Here is a 16,889-nt window from a genome sequence, read left to right as displayed (position 1 = left end):
TTTTCCATCTCCTGATAGTGACTATGATGTACGATGCATATATGTGAAAAGTATGGATTGGAGCCACTAAATAATTTTGTGTATTTGTCATTAACGAACGATTCAAAGGTAATAATTTAAATTCGACACCTATTTGCATAAAGATTAATAAACTGGTTCAAAGTTAGTCCCCAGCTTCTCAGGGTGTGAGTCCATTTTCTGGTAATTTTATCGATAGCCATGTAAAGGGCTTTATATACCGACTCATCATTAGGAAAGACCAGCCTATTTCTGGTATATTTCCTCAAGGTGCTGTTAAAGCTTTCAATAACGTTGGTGGTGTAAATCACCTTTCGGATCTCTAAAGGAAAATCAAAGAAATGGGTGAGGTTGTCCCAATTGTTTGTCCATCCCTTGATAGCATAGCCATATTTATATTGCCACTTTTGGGCTAGTTCTTGTAAGGCCATTTCAGCGGCTTGACGTCTAGGGGCCTGGTATACTTGTTTTAAATCAGTCATAAATTCCTTTTTGTCTTTCAATACCACGTACTTTAAGCTATTGCGAATCTGATGCACTACACAATCTGTGTGGCTGCTTGAGGGTATATGCTAGCTATCCCCTGAGTGAGTCAGGTGAGATTATCACTGCAGACAATGAAGATATCCTCTACGCCCCGAGCCTTGATATCGGTAAAGGCACTCATCCAGAAAGATGCACTCTCGGTTTCATGCAGCCACATTCCAAGCACTTCTTTGGTTCCTTGATTGTTCAGGCCAATCATTAAGTAAATGGTCTTATTGATTACTTTGCCGTTCTGTCTTACTTTGAAGCAGATTCCGTCCATCCAGACAATAAAATAAAACATGATCCAAAGGCCTGTTTTGCCATGTTTTCACCTCTTCCAGCATTCGAGCAGTAACATTGGAGACGGTAGTGGCACTGATCTGTACATCATAAATTTCACTAATCTGCTCTTCAATATCGGCAGTACTCATACCTTTGGCGTAGAAAGAAAGGACAGCATCCTCTATCTCCTCATTCATTCGCTTATGTTTAGGGATTAGTTTGGGTTCAAAAGTAGCTTCACGGTCTCTGGGTATATCCATTGAAATAGAGCCTCGAGAGGTTTTGATGTTATTTTTACTGCTATCGTTTCGAGTATTTAGCTTGTCCTTATCCTTCTTTTTATATTTGGGATATCCTAAGTGTTCCTCCATTTCTCCTTGTAGCATTTGCTGGACATCTTCCTTAAAAAGCTTATCAAAAAAGCTGCTGAATTCCTCCTTGGAAAACTTCTTAAAGAAATCAGGGGAATGTTAAATTTGTCATCATTCATAATCAACAATTTAGTGGTTAATAATCGTTTTCGATAATTAATTCCTCGCCTTCGATCATTTTTTTCTTCCAAAACGAGCCTTTGAATTGTTAGTTAATGACAGAACGCTTTTATCGTTTACACAAAATTGTTTATACTACCATGGATTGGCACTTTTATCGTATCTATAATAAATATTCTTTTAATAACTTAATGTCTTTTTTTTTATTTATTTTTATTAAATAAATAATTTTTTATATAATGTTGTTTGTCAATGGAGTTAATACCTCTTCTGGAGAGTCCAGATGAAATATCCTCGATTATTTTAGAGAAGTTAAAGGGAAAATATGGTAAAAGGCTTCTTCTTTTTGGTGTTAAAGGATCTGTTGCTGCTAATGAATTTACTCCATATTCGGACTTAGACTATGTAGTAGCAATAAATCAAGGTACTGCGAATTGGTTTGAGTATCTATATGGTACAACTTACATTGATATTCGTGTAGTTACCATTGAAACATTAATTAAAGAAATGGAATCTGTTTACATGCAATGGCCTTTAAAAGCTGGATCTATTCTTAATATGAGAGTGTATTATGATTGCGAAAATACTTACTCTTATCTTTTGAGTATATATGAAGAAATAAAAAAGGATACTAAACAGTTTGAAAATGCTGTTGAATTAAATACGTTTATGGCTCATTATTCAAAAGCCTACAGAGCATTTCAGGCTAAAGATTTTGTTCAGCTAACCTGGTCTTCCATAGAACTAGTTAATCAGTTTGCTTATACTATTGCATTACTCAATCAGGAATGTTTTATTAGTCGTTCTCCATCTAAACTTTTAAAACAAATAAAAGCGTTTAATTTTAGGCCTTTGGGTTGGGAAGAAGCTATGTTGCTAGCACTTACGAATGATCCTGAGCAAATATTTAAAGGCATACATAAAATGTTGCTCATATTAGATAAGCTTAAAGACAAGTATGAATTTAGGGATTTCAAAATATCGAGTATATCGAATATTGAGCTTAATTAGGGCCTCCCTTTTAAATAAAAAGCACTGAAATACAGTTGCTTATCAGCATTAAAGTATAAAACAAAACCCCGAAATTAGCTAGATAAAGCTTTTTTCGGGGTTTTTGATTTGTTAAATTGTAGTGTTCAATCACAATTAACACTGCAATATATGAGAGATCAAGAGCTTTTCCAACCGCAAGATTACTTAACTCCAAAATGGTATTTATTCAAGAATAGCAAATTGGGAAAGGTTTATGATACTATTCCTTGGGGTCAACTTTCAGAATGTTTGCCAAAGGAAAATAGAGGCCCAGGCGCACCCCGCTGGTTTTCGGCACAGGGCATGTTTGGCCTAATGTTTCTGAAATCTTATTTAAACCTGAGTGATGAAAAGCTTATAGAACGTTTTAACACCGATTGGAGCCTTCAGCTGTTTTGCAATAAATTGTTGGATGATAATCAAAGAATTAAGGATAAGGCCATTTTAAGTCGAATCAGGACGTATATGTCTGATAATACTGATTGGCAACAGCTTCAGGAAGTACTCATTCATCATTGGAAAAGAGATATGCATAACACCCATGTTCTCTTAATGGATGCCACTTGCTAAGAAAGTTATATTCGTTTTCCTACCGACGTTAAGCTACTCTGGGAAAGTTGTCAATGGGTGTTTGAAAAACAGCTTTACAGATGGTGTAAAATATTAGGTGTAAAACAGCCTCGCTCCAAATACATAGATCAAAAGCGCAAACAGATGTCTTACAATCGTAGTCGAAAAAAGACCTACAAAGCTGGACGCAAGCGTAAAAAGTCATTGATATATCTACTGTCCAAAGGACTGGGACAGCTACAGTCCTTACTCAATGAAAACCCACAAATACAGCTTCACCTTCAGGAGCGATTATACCTGAAAACTATAAAGAAGGTACTTGAGCAATAGCAATTCTTACAGTATCATCCAGCTAAAGGATTGAAAAACAGGATAGTATCGCTTCCCAGACCTTATGTTAGGCCAATCGTAAGAGGCAAAGAAACTAAAAGGGTTGAGTTTGGAATGAAAGCACACATGCTTCAGGTTGACGGCATCTGCTTTATTGATGCTATGGAGTTCAGGGCATTCAATGAAAGTACCAGACTAAAAATAAGTAGTTTAAAGCATAGAGCGATATTTGGATCTCTTCATCAGCTGGGAGCAGATCGTATTTATGCCACCAATGCCAACAGGAAGTATTTAACAGAAAAGAAAGTGTTTACCTGTTTCCCGAAGAAAGGTCCCAAAGTAAACAAACCTCAGGAAAGCCAACTAAGAAGCCTCATCTCCAGCCGGAGAGCAACCGTTATGGAAGGAAGTTTTGGCAACCATAAAACTGCTTACGGTCTGAATAAAATCAAGGTTAAGGGAGAAAAACGAGAAATGATACATGTATTCTTCGCCGTTATGATGACCAGTGCCGTTAAGATGAGCAAAAAGAAATCAGAAGATATACCACTACTTCAGGCCGCCTAAACCTAAATCAGAAAAGCCCCTGGGATCAGTGTGTCTATACTATTCTTCATCGCTGATTTGGTTTTTAGATTTATTAAGAGCCCAGTTGAATCGAATTATAAAAAAGATTAGTATAGTGAACATATTAAAAACTAGAACCCACAAGAAAGTCATGTTATAAACAAAGATAATTGCTAGAATAAGGATGGCGTAATTTATGTAAGTTGCCATACTAAAGATTCTAATCTGATTTTGAAATGAACTTATCCTCTGATTTTTCTTTTGAAAATGCAATAAGTAAAGCTAATTAAATAATTTTTTCTTCAAAAAGTTTTAATGTTTCCATTATTTTATTGATCCATTTGTTGGAGGTAATTCTATATGTAATTTGTTTGTTTTGCTTCATCCAGGATGCTCTATCTTCGCTATTCGCAAGTAGAGCTTCTATAATTTTATTGGCTAGTGATAATGGATTATCGTGCTTAAAGATGTATGTAGTATTAGGCATTATTTTTGATGTTCCTGCTGAATCGCTAACAACTACAGCTCCATTGCCGTCGTTGGCTAGTATATACTCTAGGGGGGTTAGTGGCATTGCGTCGTTGGAAGAGGGTAGAATAAATAAATTGGTAAATTTATAAAGCACGATTAATTCTTCTCGATTGAGTGTATTATGTGAAAAAAATACTTGATCATTTCTTTTTAGCTGATCTAGATGTTTTAGTATTTTTAATTCTTCAGCTTGATAAAAGCTAGAATTTTGCCTATGATGAGGAGCGAGTATCATCAGCTTAATGTTTAGTTTGCGGTCATTTTCAATGATGCTCATGGCCTGAAGTAGTAATGGTATTTTTTTTACAAAATCTAAACGAGCTACTGTAATTAGGTAAGAGCATTGAGGGCTATATTGAACACGGAATTCTTTTAGAATTAGATGTTTAAATTCATTTATATCAACTCTATGGTTTTTTGAAAAAAAAGCGCTTGGTCCTAATGTCAATGTTTCGATAGTAGGAAGGTTGTTGGGGCCGTACATGGCTTCAGCAAATTCAATGAAATTCTTTTTATAGTCTTCATGAAGGAACCATAGTGTATCCACTTTCATTAATCCGTAGGTAATATCACGATAGATTTGGTTATCTTTTGGGGCTTTAAGGAAGGGTAGAAACCAGAAGAAGTGAATTTGTTCACTATCGATAATGTACTCTGGAACCTTGTATAAATGATAGTCGCATAGTATGATAGATTTGTGATTGCCTATTTTATGCGCAATAGCTCTGCTTACTTCTTTAAATTCCTTTTGAGCTCCAGCGGCACTTTTTAGACCTTTAGAGCCTAGTATATTAGGGTATAGATATTCGGATACATAACGATAATAGTAGTTGTTGTATGTTGTTTTATTTACAAATAAAACATCTAATTCTTTATAGTCTGATATTACCGTGTCGGATTCGTACTTGTCAGGAGCTATACATATCCATTTTTTTGCGAGTTCCTTACAAATAAGTTTGTATACATCTTGTGTGCCTCCAGCAGCAAAATGAGATAATCCATTTGCGTAGAAATGAGGACCTCTGTTTGAAGCAAAAATGTAGCTCTTTACATCCATAGTTGATAACCGTTAATTTTTAAAAACTTGCTAATAGGGTCTGCAAACATTTCTCTGAATTGTGTTTTGTACATTTTGCAGACCTGCAAGTGCAGACTGATCATGGTAGAGGTTACTCTGACAGAAATCTTCTTTTTGGTTTGGGTGGATCTAATTCCATACTGGTTTATATAAAGAATATCATCTGTAGCATATGGAAGATCTGAGTAGTAAATTTTACAATGAGGTAATGGTTTTGCAGCTTCGTGAAGAATTATATGGTCTGTATGTCCACCAAAACCTGCCGGAATGAACATTATTCGATCTTCCGGTACTTTGAGTAGGAAATTTGTTAGATCAGAGATAAGTAATAGGTCGGTTTTCTTGAGGTGTTTTGGCCCTTGAATAAACAAGGAACTTCTTTTATTATTTCTTACGAGAGCCTCATCAAAACCCGCATATTTTAAGTCAATTGGACCCAATGATGACATCGCAATTTCATCTTCATTTTTACGAAGATGAGTTGATAGTTTTATGTGACTCACTCTTTCGTATATGAAGTTGGAGTTAGAAAATACATTGATTAGTTCACAAGTGTCAACATTTTCGAGTATCAGCGGCATTAGTCCAGCTAAGGAAAAAGCGATATCGTCATAATGAGGTGATAAAAATGTTAATTTTCTATTATTTATGTACTTTTTTATCATGTCGGTGTTTAACAGACTGTTTTAACTGGTAAAGAATCTCTCCCATTGAGTTTTGCTAAATGCCTGCTTTAATGCATTATAGTTTTCTATTACTTCTGGAAGTGGAGTTTTGTTTTGTTTTCGAAGATCAGCATCTAAATCTTCAATGTTTACATTTAGAAATTCCTGAACATGGGTTAATGTATTTTTTTTATTCTTGTATAGTTCATCGTAGGTAAGGTGGAGTATCTGATGATTTTTGAATAAATTATTATAGTATTCTCGATTCCTTTCTATTCTTTTAAAGAAATAACGACATTCTAGCTGATCTAAAGCTATGGTTAATTTTGGTGATGGGCTATCTGTGGTTTGTGTCCATTTGTTAGTTTTTATAGCTAACATTAATGATGTATAAGCTTCAAGGCTGTTCTCTCTAGTCAGGTGAATTATTTTCAATGATCTGTCGTTTGCCAAATAATTCCAAACTTCTTTTTTTCCTTCATTAGCTTGTTGATAATGTATTTTAAAGCCAGTTATTTTTTTCCACGGTAAGGTGTTGATAAACACGTAGTTTTCAAGAAAGGCAATTGGATCTTTATCTCTTCGTTTCATGAGTTCTTCGCCAGTTATATTTGGCCTGACTAAAGGAGATAGGTCGCATTCATTCTCATTAAATACTTCTCCATGAGCTAATATTTGGCCATGCGACTTTAGATATGAGATTAATAAAGTTGATCCTGATCTAGGATGAGCCAATAATATAAATTTATTCATAGTTTGGCTGTGTTTTTGGGTGTTCAATCAGTTTTGATTGTAGGAAAACTATTGGTATGTTCATATGTTTTGAAAATATATAGGGAAATGCTAGGCTTGAGTTTCTGAGCTCGTTGATTTCAGAGCATGAATGCAGAAGAGATTTTTTCAATGCCGAGGTCTGAAATAAATAAGCACAATATTGATCATTCTTCCTGTCTGCTGTGTAGTAAACTTCGTAATTAGTTAGTTTTTCTATGTTTAGTGGATTACTGTCTTTTAATAGAGCTTGCCATATATTTTCAATAAAGCCTTCGTTTAGCACATCTAAATTATTCATAAATAGAATGTGAGAGCTCCGAACCAAACTAGCCATAGCTTCTATACAATGGCTTGGTTTACTATCTAGAGCATCTATTATTTTCAATTCAATTTTATGTTTGTATCTGTTGTGAAATTTAGCAATTATTTCAGATGCTGATGGGTTACTGTTCCAAATAATATATTCACAGTTACAAGAGACGTTTTGATTAACAATACTTCTTAGGATTTGATTTAAATTTTTTTCATTCATCTGTAGTGATATGAAGAGTAAAATACTTAAATCATAAGATTGGAAGGTTATTCTATCGGGGTCGGTTTCGTTAATGCTTTGGTAGATAGCTGATGATTCCATTATCTCAATCAAATTTTTTTCATATTTTGAATTCATATCTCTTAATAGTTTTAGGTGTTGAATACCCATTTTCACATAATTTAAATCCTCAAGAAATAAGAATATCTCTTCAAAATAGCTGTAATATAATGGATATTGATGCCCTAGAATTCTTTTAAGAAAAGAATAGTTACTGATTATTATAGGGGTGCAATAATGAATGCAGTCATATATGAAATTCAGGTTTCTAAGGTCATCTATATCATTAATAATTACTAAGGAAGAATTTAGTAAACTGTGATAAGTGTCTTTGTTTAGGTTTGTTACTACATCAAGGCCTTCTCTGGCAATTTCTTTTGATATCGAGTTGTTATAATTAAATGTTCTTACCTTATAATTAAGTGACTTTTCTTTTAGTAATCTGGCACTTTTTGCATTACCTCCGATAAATAATAAGTTTGACTTACTCTCATTTGGAATATTATAATTATTGATGAATTTGTGATTCTGTAATGGTAAGACAGCTACAGGCGTTCTGATGCCACAAGCTATTAACAAATTTTTATGTGAAACATCAAAAACATAGATTCCTATACAGTGTTTATGGTTTTTAATCCAGATCTCAGATGTTATAAGCTCTTCAATAAAGATATATTTATTGTATGGCTTAGGTATAGGAATAATTCCGACCCAGGTTTCTGTTATAACTTTTTTATCTCCGGGGTTGTTGAGCAATATGAGGCGTACATCACCTGCAGTTTTCTTTTTTAAGCTCACAGCTTTGACAAAGGTTTGCCATTCAGGGAGATCGTCTTCTGAATCAGTTTGATTAATGTATAGTTTATTTAACAAGTTCAAAATTTGTAAATTTAATTGAGTGTTACTGTTGAGGAAAGTATGGCCAGCGATGCCGCATATGATAGATGTAAAACTTTAGACGCTGAATATTTACTTTATCGTTGTGAAATAAAGCAATGTCAGGGTTGTCAGCGCATGGTGTGAAACTCAAATGTTCTTTTGCTTCGATCTTCCAAATTGGAATGTCCAGTTTTTCATTGATAATAAATGATAACCAGTAGTCATCAACTAATATAAAATCATAAGATGGCCAGTCAAACTCATTTGCTCTTAGTAAAACTGATTTTGGTATGAGGCAATTGTCTGCATGAAAGAAATGTATTTTTCTGTCGTCTTTTGATTGATCATGAAACTTCAGATGGATATGATTCATCCATACTTCATGTGGAGCCTCTTCATCCAGTGTATGAGGAAGGAATTCATGCCCCCTGCAGCATATCACAGCTTCTGGCCCATATTGATTAAACTTATTCATGAAATGAGTAATGTACCCGGGATTTGGAAGTACATCATCATCTATGATAAGCAAATGCTCGCTTTCCATGATTGATGCAATTGCAAGTCTAATTGCACAATAATAATTTTCTGTTGAATGGATAACTCTAATGTTTAGTTTATCTTTGAAACCAGTAATTATATTGTCTAGTGCAAGCTTATTTTCAAATTTATTATTCCATAATATGAGTTCAAAATCACCTTCAAAGTTTTGAACGCTTAACATCTGTAGTAAATTCTTAATATTATAAAGTCTGTTATATGAGCATAAGGCTAGACTTAAGTCATACTGCTTTTTTATGTGAATCTTATTCTTAGGGGGAGGAAGGGCTTTGTAAACATTACTCTCATAGAATTGCTGGACAAAAGATTTTTCAGAAATAAGCTTTCTAACATCCGAACTTTTTAAATATTGATGAGTTTCTTTGATTAAGGCATTATCTGCAAGTTTAACATTGGCTTCCTCTATAGATTCATAGTAGAAGGGATAATCTTTGCCAAGATATTCTTCTACTCCTGTTAGTCTGTTAATTAATAAGGGAGTGCTTCTAATCAAGCATTCTATAACAAGTGTATTTGCTGGAGCATCAATCAGATCGGCAAAAACAATATTCTTGGTAAGTAGTATATCATATTGTTGATCAGTTACAGGGGGATACACTGTAATATTATTATCATGAATGTTGGATTTATAAAATTCTTCCGAGCCCAACACTATTTTATCAAACTGTGTAGTTGAAAGGTATTGGAATGATTTGAAACGTCGCAGAAACTCGCCGATAAATAAAAGTTTCTTCTCGTTAGATGTGATGTAGGCTTCATAGTTAAAATGTGCGCAATCTTCGTCTACAGGATAGTAGACATGACTGATAGGAATCCCTAAATTCATTGATTCCAGGTAGTTTTTAACATATTTTGATATCACAAAAAGGCCTTTGCAATATGGTATACTTGCTTTCCAAGTGTCTGATTTAAGCATTCTGACCAAGTCAGGGAACTCTCTAATGTAGTGTCTTGGAACCTGATGTACTACACCAACCCATTCATCAAGTATGGGCATTTCGGTCAATAAGGCATTTTCCACTGCACTAATAAAAAGAATTCCATGGTCATGATGAAAATGGGTTTTAATTATATTATTAACATATTTCCAACCACCTCGATGATTTTCCCAATAGAAGGGATGGCTTAGGTTTATCTTTTTCTCAATATGCACTATATTCTATGATTTTTGAGTTGAATTTCAGCTATAGTATCTGCTATTTTAGAAATTTCCTTATAACTGAGACCAATAAAGGATGGGAGGTAAATACCTTGCTTAGCAAGTTTGACGGATTTGTGATACTTTGAAGCGTCAATAGAGATATGCTTTAAAAATGGCTGTTTATGTACTGGCATGAAGAAATTACGTGTTTCGATACCTTTCTTTAGTAAGATAGTCTGGAGCTCATTTTTTGATATTCCATATGATTCCTCAATGAGTATACCGTAAACCCAATAAACGTTTTTTACATTCCTAGAGCTAGGAGGTAGTACAATGCCTGATACATTTTTCAAGTGATGGGAGTATTCAGAGGCGATGTTAATTTTATGTTTAATAGAATCTTCTAGGTGGATTATTTGAGCGCAACCTATTGCAGCTTGAATATTAGGTAGTCTAAAATTATAACCTATTGTTTTATGTATAAAACGGCTTTCTGCACTTGAGCCAAAAGCCATGTTTCTTTTGAATTTTGCAAGGTTATATAAATCTTCGTTGTTTGTAGTGAGCATACCTCCTTCACCGGTAGTTATTATTTTGTTGGCATATAGGCTGTAACAGGTGACATCTCCCCAAGATCCTACTTTTATACCGTTATATTCTGCACCAATGGCTTCAGCAGCATCTTCGATAATCCTTAACTTGTACTTTTTAGCTATAGCGGCTATTTTTATCATACTTGCAGGGTGTCCATAATTATGTACCACTAAAATTGCTTTCGTCTTTTCCGTTATCTCATTTTCAATTAGGCTTGGATCCATGTTCCATGTGTCATCTACATCTATCGGCACAGGAACACACCCTATATACTCTAGTGCAAATAGAGGGGCTATCATAGAAAAATCTGGGACAATGACCTCGTCCCCTCTTTTAAGGCCGATGAGATCACAGGCTAGTTGTAATGCGGAAGTGCCGTTGTTTAAAGCTACTGCAAACCTAGCGTTAACAGCTTCTGCAAACTTAACTTCAAATTCATCGATAAATTTACCATTGGAAGAGATCCATCCACTGGTTACAGCTTCTGTCACGTTGGTTAATTCATCGCCCCAGAAGTATGGTTTTGAAACAGGTATATAATGCATGATTCCTCATCTATAAATACGTACTCCTTCTACGAAGCTTTCCCAGCTCCATGTACATGAGTTTGCTTTGAACCAATCTACTGTTCTTTTTAAACCTTCCTCAATGTCTACGGTAGGTTCCCAGTTGGTGTACTTCTTCAGTTTAGTGTTGTCACATCTGAACCTGTTGATATCTAGTTTTCTGATTCTATCCTGGTCTATTTCCAAATTGAGATCTTTAACTTCCATAATTTCTGCAATTTTGAAGGCTAACCACTCTACAGAATAAGAAACATTAGATCCCACGTTTACCACATCTCCATTGGGTATGTCAGATGCCAATACCGCAATTAAGGCTTTGGCGGTATCATGTACATAAGTGAAGTCTCGCTGCGCTTTGATGTTGCCAAGCTTTAGGGTATTACTTTTGTTAAGTTGATATATGATTTCAGGAACAATGTATGGTTCGGTTTCGCGTGGACCATAGCAATTGAATATTCTGGCGGTAATTACTGGAGTCTGATGCTCAAGATGAAATGTGTAGCAAAGCCTGTCTGCAGCAAGTTTTGAAACGGCGTAGGTGTTTACAGGAGCTAAAGCTACGTGTTCATCTAGAACGGGAAGATCTGTAATTCCGTATACTTCCGTGGAAGATATGTATAGTACCCGTTTGATTTTGCATGTATCTGCAGCTTTCAAGATATTAAGGCATACACCAAGGTTGATGTCAAAAAAGCGATCTGGCATTTCATAAGCTGTAGGTACAAAAGTATCGCCAATACAATTTATTATATAGTCGACATTATTATTCAATAAGCACTCCATTAAGCTATGTGTATTTGAAGCATCTCCATGAACAATTGTTAATGGCCCTTTAATTCGATTAACATTAGTAGGGACTCCGTGAAGGTAGTTGTCAAAACACACGACATTAATGTCTTGGTCCAGTAATTCACGAACAATTGCGGAGCCGACAAATCCTGCTCCTCCTGCCACCATGATAGTGGAACCTTGTAAATTAGTCATATAGTTGGTTATGGTTGATATTATATTTAAATAAAGTTATTATTATTATAAAATAAAAGATAATTTTAAATAAAAATAATGTTAAGTTGGTAAAAATATTAAATGGTACTCGTTTTAGTATTTTAAATTAAATTAATTTAATTATTTATTTTTAATTAGAGTGTTTAAAATAACTATTATAAGTTTTAAGCTTCTATATGTATAATTATTTAAAGAGTTCGGTTGCTGTTTTGAAATACTCGTTCAGGTTTGCGAAAAATGAAAGCATAGCTTTCATTTTAATTCTTGCAGTAACGGCTGTATTGCCATACCTTAATTTTTATTTTTTAGGAAGTTTAATAAATAAACTTATAGTAGCTGTAAATGAGAAATTGCAGTCTCACGATTTTTTGATTGCTCTATTTGTATATGCTCTGATTATTGCTGCACCACGTTTAATAAGTGCCATTAAGATATATATCAACAAGATCTGGAATACTAAGCTCAGTATAAAATATGAGGTTCTAATTTTACAAAAACGCTTGGATTTAGATGTGGAAAAATACGAAGACTCTAACTTTCAAGATCTAATGAAAAGGGCGTTTAGGAATAATTTCTGGCCATTATTAGAGTTAAGTGAGGGGCAATTTCAGATGATTAAAAATATAATCGCTTTTCTACTGGGGTCTATATTAGCCATTAAATTTGGTGCACTGATCTACTGTATTTTAATAATAACATCAATCCCAAGTTTTATTACTGAGTTTAAGTATGGTAAGAGCGTTTGGACGATTTGGGCTCGAGACACACCTAACCAACGCCGGATGGTAAACCTAAAGAGGTATTTTGAATATAAGTCTAATATTATAGAGACTAAGTTACTGCAATCAGGTAATTGGCTCTTAAAATGGATTTATGGCATACTGGAGCAGTTTCGAGAGCAGAATATACGTTTGGAGAAACGAAAATTGTTTTTCATAATGATTTCTGAGCTAGTTTCACTGACCGGATTTATCTTGGCAGCATTTCTTTTTGTAAAAGGAGTTGTAGAAAGTTCGGGACCTATAGGAAATGTGATTTTCGTATTTGGGATACTTACAACAGTAAGATATGCAATATCCGAAATGTTGGTTAATTTGGCTAAACAGTATGAGAAGCATCTGGTAGTAGAAGATATATTAAAAATACTAAATACAAAATCTCGTTATGATCAACAGGGTGCTATTAAGCTTGATTTGAGTTCTCCCCCTACTATTGAGTTTGTAAACGTGAGTTTTAAATATCCATTTTCAGACCAATGGGGTCTTAAAGAAGTAAATTTGAAAATAGCACCTGGTGAAAGAGTTGCACTGGTAGGTGAAAATGGATCAGGTAAAAGTACCTTTGTAAAACTTGTATGCCGAATCTATGATCCCACAGAGGGCAAAATCTTGGTAAATGGGTTTGATCTGAAAGATATAGACCTAAATGAATGGTGGAGTTATTTGGGTGTGATGATGCAGGACTATGCAAACTATAACTTCAAAGTGAAGGATACTATCGCTATAGGTCGTATTGAAGCTAAAGAGGATATGAATGCTATTATTAATGCTGCAAGTATTAGTAATTCAGATTCTTTTATCGAAAGATGGGAGCAAAAGTATTTACATGAAGTAGGGGTTGAATTTGATGGTGTGGAACCTTCTAAAGGACAACGACAAAAACTCTCACTAGCCAAAATTATTTATAGGAAAGCATATTTAACTATACTAGACGAGCCCTGTGCATCTATAGACACATTGTCAGAAATTAAAATATTTGATTCACTCAAAGATTTAAGGCAAGAATCTTCACTAATTCTCATTTCTCATAATTTGTCTGCCATAAATTGGTGTGATAATATTTACGTGTTCTCAAAGGGTTATATCATAGAGCGTGGTAGTCATAGAGAATTAATGATCCAGGATTCTGTGTATGCCAAAATATTTAAATTTCAAGCGGAGAGATTCTCAGATAGTGTCTAGCTAGAACTTAAAACGTATGAAAGAAAATTTCGAATTGTAATACCCCCTTTTAGTAATTTATTTAATCCTGTCTGAAGATCTTTACAGGGTTCATCTTAGCTACCTTCAAAACCTGATAGAACACTGTTGCTAGAAATATTAAAATCAATGGTATTATTCCGTAAGGTATGATCCATACACCTAGCTTGATGTGGTAGCTATACCCTGAAAGCCATGAGCTCATTAAGTAATATGCTATGGGTATTCCTATTATTAATGATAAAAGAAGTTGGACGGCATAATCTTTTAATAGAAAAGCGAAAACTTGAATTGATCCAGCTCCGAATATTTTGCGTATTCCTACTTCTTTCATGCGTTTATTGATTAAGAAAAGAACGAGGGAGTATAAACCTAAACATGAAATTATAATAGACAACGCTGTGAAAATCTTGAAAAATCTTGCAAAGTTATATTCCTGCAAGTCGGTCTCATAAAAACGCTCTTCTAGAAGATAATAATCAAATGGTTGATTAGTATATAACCTTTCCCATAGGTCATTCAATGGCTCGAGAGCTTCGTGTATGCTTGCTGTTTCTTTGGATGAGGAGTTATTAAGTTTGATGGAGAATGATCCTCTGTTATTGTTATAAAGAAATATAGTAGGTTCTATGTTACTCTTTAAAGAAACCTTATGGTAGTCCTTAACAACTCCAATTAGTTCGTAATCTTTTTCTGCTTCTGAATCGTATAGCTTGGTGCCTATCGCGTCTTTAATATTTTCTATGCCGATGGCTTTAATCGCAGTTTCATTTAAAATAGCCCCCCTCTTATTTTTCCAAGGAGCATCTTCCTTAAAGTTTTCTCCTTCTAAAAATTCAATATCATATAGTTCAAGATATTTTTCGTCAATTCCGTTAGTAAATAAAATGGATTTATGATTTCTCTGGCCAGGAGCTACTTCTATTGAAATTTCTTGACGGTATGTTTCTCCAGGTACGGTGGTAGATGAGCTGACCTCCTTTACAACAGAAAGCTCTCGACACTGTTGTTTAAAGCTGTTGAGTCGCTCTTGCTTTCCATCCCAGCCATCTTTTGGAGCTTTTATGATCAACGTGCGTGAAAAGTCTATACCTTTGTCATAATCCTTGATAAAGTTCAACTGTTTTGTAATTACCACTATACCCATAATCAGTATGGTGGAGATCGAGAATTGCATTACTACTAGTACTTTTCGTAATCCTAGATTTCTAAATATTGCGGCAGTGTCTCCTCTTAAGGAGTTGCTCAAATTTTGAGATGTTAGGGAAATTGCGGGTAATATTGAAGATATAAGTGTACCTGCTGCAAATATGCTCAGAAATATTAAATTGATATTCCAGGATTCATTAATAAAGGGTAATAAATGGCCATGTGTAATGTCTTTTAAATGCTTTTCGAATACAAAGTATAATATTGCGACACATGCTATTCCAAGACCATTTATAAGTAAAGCTTCAGTGAAGAGTTGTATGAAAATATGTTGTTTGCTTGCACCCATTATTTTTTTAACGGCTACCTCTTTGGTTTTAATTAAGTTTTGAACACTTGATATACTTATGAAGTTGATCCAAGAGACAATTAATATAACTACACCGACTATTGAGAGAATATAGTCTGTTATAGATATCTGTAGCTTTGTTATTGGTATAAAGGCCATTTCTATGTTACGTCCTTGAGTATTTAGGCCTCCTCTGTATGAAATGTCACTTGCCAGCTTTTTAGCGAAATGCTTATGAGAAACCTCTGGCTTTAGCAGTATATAAGTTTCATAATCAGCATTTTGCCAATATTGATTCGTGTTCGGTTTTTGATTTACAAGTAAAAAATCGAAGTGAATGTTTGAGTTGCGAGGGTTATCTTCTATAACAGCTGAAACAATTGCATCCATTTGATCTCCCCAAGAGGTTTTAAGCGAAAGCACTTGACCGATTGGGTTCTCATTTTTATAATATTTATTGGCAGCTGATTTTGTTAATACAATGGCACTGCGCTGAGATAATGCTTTACGTTCATTTCCATGGATAAATTCATAAGAAAATATTTTAAAGAAATTCGAATCGACCGATAGTATATTTAATTCATTAAATTTAATGAAATTCTGATTATTAGTTTCAGATAACACAAGTGTTTCTGGGTTAGGGTGAATTCTTGTGGTTTCTAGTACTTCCGTGTAATCACTCTTTATAATTTCGGCTGTGTTCCAAAATGTTTTAGTACCTTCAGTAACTGCTCCCATGTTGCTGATTTCCCTTTGCCAAATCACATAAATATTATTCTTGTTTGTGTGAAAATCATCGTAAGAAAGAGAGTAACCTACATATTTAGCAATTACGAATGCGGCAAATGTACCACCTACAAGGCCAATTAGATTCAGCATTAAGTATGATTTGTTTTTTGTAAGACTTCTAATCGCTAATTTGATTTGTTTAGGCAACATAATTTTTATTCCATCTATTTTTGTTATGATAAATGTAGTAAAATATATCATTATATATATTTTATTGTCAATAATATTTGATATGCGTAATAAATAAGATAAAAAATGCCTGTAGCTCTTCCTGAGCTTGTGGTAATAGAAGGTTTAACTAATGTAATAAATTGATATATAAATAACTTCGGAATATTCAAAATTTAAAATATAACTACGTATAAACACTGCGCACTTATGCGCTTAATTTGCATTATCAAAACAGAGCATAATAATGAAAG

General features: G+C 34.2%; 15 protein-coding genes and 1 pseudogene. 6 read left to right on the top strand and 10 right to left on the bottom strand.

All coding sequences use genetic code 11. From position 1 onward, the window contains the following. Nucleotides 1-70: DNA polymerase beta superfamily protein (locus tag JL102_RS24200; protein WP_202246843.1), on the top strand; the 70-nt coding region annotated here is incomplete at its 5' end. Between the two features lie 46 nt (nt 71-116). Here JL102_RS24200 and JL102_RS23930 read toward each other — a convergent pair. Together JL102_RS23930 and JL102_RS24195 are read right to left on the bottom strand one after the other, a co-directional pair. Next, nucleotides 117-587 (bottom strand): transposase, encoded by a 471-nt coding sequence (locus tag JL102_RS23930; protein WP_317191663.1) that lies wholly within the window; start codon nt 585-587, stop codon nt 117-119. Nucleotides 588-610: 23 nt separating this feature from the next. Beyond that, nucleotides 611-1,199 (bottom strand): annotated as a pseudogene (locus JL102_RS24195) (IS256 family transposase). A gap of 372 nt (nt 1,200-1,571) precedes the next feature. Here JL102_RS24195 and JL102_RS23075 point away from each other — a divergent pair. The 4 genes from JL102_RS23075 to JL102_RS23700 all read left to right on the top strand — a co-directional run bounded on the left by JL102_RS23075 (nt 1,572) and on the right by JL102_RS23700 (nt 3,818). Next, nucleotides 1,572-2,330, top strand: a complete 759-nt coding sequence (locus tag JL102_RS23075) for a hypothetical protein (RefSeq protein ID WP_202246842.1) — start codon at nt 1,572-1,574, stop codon at nt 2,328-2,330. Nucleotides 2,331-2,480: 150 nt separating this feature from the next. Next, nucleotides 2,481-2,921, top strand: coding sequence for a transposase (locus JL102_RS23710; protein ID WP_237390716.1), 441 nt, complete (start codon nt 2,481-2,483; stop codon nt 2,919-2,921). Nucleotides 2,922-3,065: 144 nt separating this feature from the next. After that, on the top strand, nt 3,066-3,251 hold the full coding sequence (locus JL102_RS23705; protein WP_237390715.1) for a hypothetical protein: 186 nt from the start codon (nt 3,066-3,068) through the stop codon (nt 3,249-3,251). A gap of 30 nt (nt 3,252-3,281) precedes the next feature. Then, entirely contained in the window at nt 3,282-3,818 is a 537-nt protein-coding gene (locus tag JL102_RS23700) for a hypothetical protein (RefSeq protein ID WP_237390714.1), read from the top strand. Nucleotides 3,819-4,104: 286 nt separating this feature from the next. Here JL102_RS23700 and JL102_RS23065 read toward each other — a convergent pair whose 3' ends face one another. Genes JL102_RS23065 through JL102_RS23035 form a run of 7 tightly spaced genes read right to left on the bottom strand, consistent with a single transcriptional unit; the run spans nt 4,105 to nt 12,180 of the window. Further along, on the bottom strand, nt 4,105-5,406 hold the full coding sequence (locus JL102_RS23065) for a trehalose-6-phosphate synthase (RefSeq protein ID WP_202246841.1): 1,302 nt from the start codon (nt 5,404-5,406) through the stop codon (nt 4,105-4,107). Beyond that, nucleotides 5,397-6,092: a PIG-L family deacetylase gene (locus JL102_RS23060; protein ID WP_202246840.1), complete on the bottom strand. Its 696-nt coding sequence runs from the start codon at nt 6,090-6,092 to the stop codon at nt 5,397-5,399. The genes JL102_RS23065 and JL102_RS23060 overlap by 10 nt, the downstream gene beginning before the upstream one ends. Before the next feature lie 21 nt (nt 6,093-6,113). Further along, nucleotides 6,114-6,845, bottom strand: coding sequence for a sulfotransferase domain-containing protein (locus tag JL102_RS23055; RefSeq protein WP_202246839.1), 732 nt, complete (start codon nt 6,843-6,845; stop codon nt 6,114-6,116). After that, entirely contained in the window at nt 6,838-8,337 is a 1,500-nt protein-coding gene (locus JL102_RS23050) for a hypothetical protein (RefSeq protein ID WP_202246838.1), read from the bottom strand. The genes JL102_RS23055 and JL102_RS23050 overlap by 8 nt, the downstream gene beginning before the upstream one ends. A 22-nt stretch (nt 8,338-8,359) precedes the next feature. Next, nucleotides 8,360-10,048 carry a glycosyltransferase gene (locus tag JL102_RS23915; protein ID WP_202246837.1) on the bottom strand — a complete coding sequence of 563 codons (1,689 nt, stop codon included), beginning with the start codon at nt 10,046-10,048 and terminating at the stop codon, nt 8,360-8,362. Then, nucleotides 10,048-11,175, bottom strand: coding sequence for a DegT/DnrJ/EryC1/StrS family aminotransferase (locus JL102_RS23040; protein WP_202246836.1), 1,128 nt, complete (start codon nt 11,173-11,175; stop codon nt 10,048-10,050). The genes JL102_RS23915 and JL102_RS23040 overlap by 1 nt, the downstream gene beginning before the upstream one ends. Before the next feature lie 6 nt (nt 11,176-11,181). After that, a complete protein-coding gene (locus JL102_RS23035; protein WP_202246835.1) occupies nt 11,182-12,180 on the bottom strand; it encodes an NAD-dependent epimerase/dehydratase family protein in 999 nt (332 codons plus the stop codon). Between the two features lie 197 nt (nt 12,181-12,377). Between JL102_RS23035 and JL102_RS23030 the strand changes: the two genes are divergently transcribed. Then, nucleotides 12,378-14,162, top strand: a complete 1,785-nt coding sequence (locus JL102_RS23030) for an ABC transporter ATP-binding protein (RefSeq protein WP_202246834.1) — start codon at nt 12,378-12,380, stop codon at nt 14,160-14,162. A gap of 61 nt (nt 14,163-14,223) precedes the next feature. Here the strand turns inward: JL102_RS23030 and JL102_RS23025 are convergent, their stop codons facing one another. After that, nucleotides 14,224-16,557 (bottom strand): ABC transporter permease, encoded by a 2,334-nt coding sequence (locus JL102_RS23025; protein ID WP_202246833.1) that lies wholly within the window; start codon nt 16,555-16,557, stop codon nt 14,224-14,226. Between the last annotated feature and the right edge of the window lie 332 nt (nt 16,558-16,889).

The organism is Fulvivirga sediminis (assembly GCF_016757215.1).
Taxonomy (GTDB): Bacteria; Bacteroidota; Bacteroidia; order Cytophagales; family Cyclobacteriaceae; genus Fulvivirga; species Fulvivirga sediminis.
Note: the sequence above shows the minus strand (reverse complement) of the source record. Positions and strands in the feature narration are given on the sequence as shown.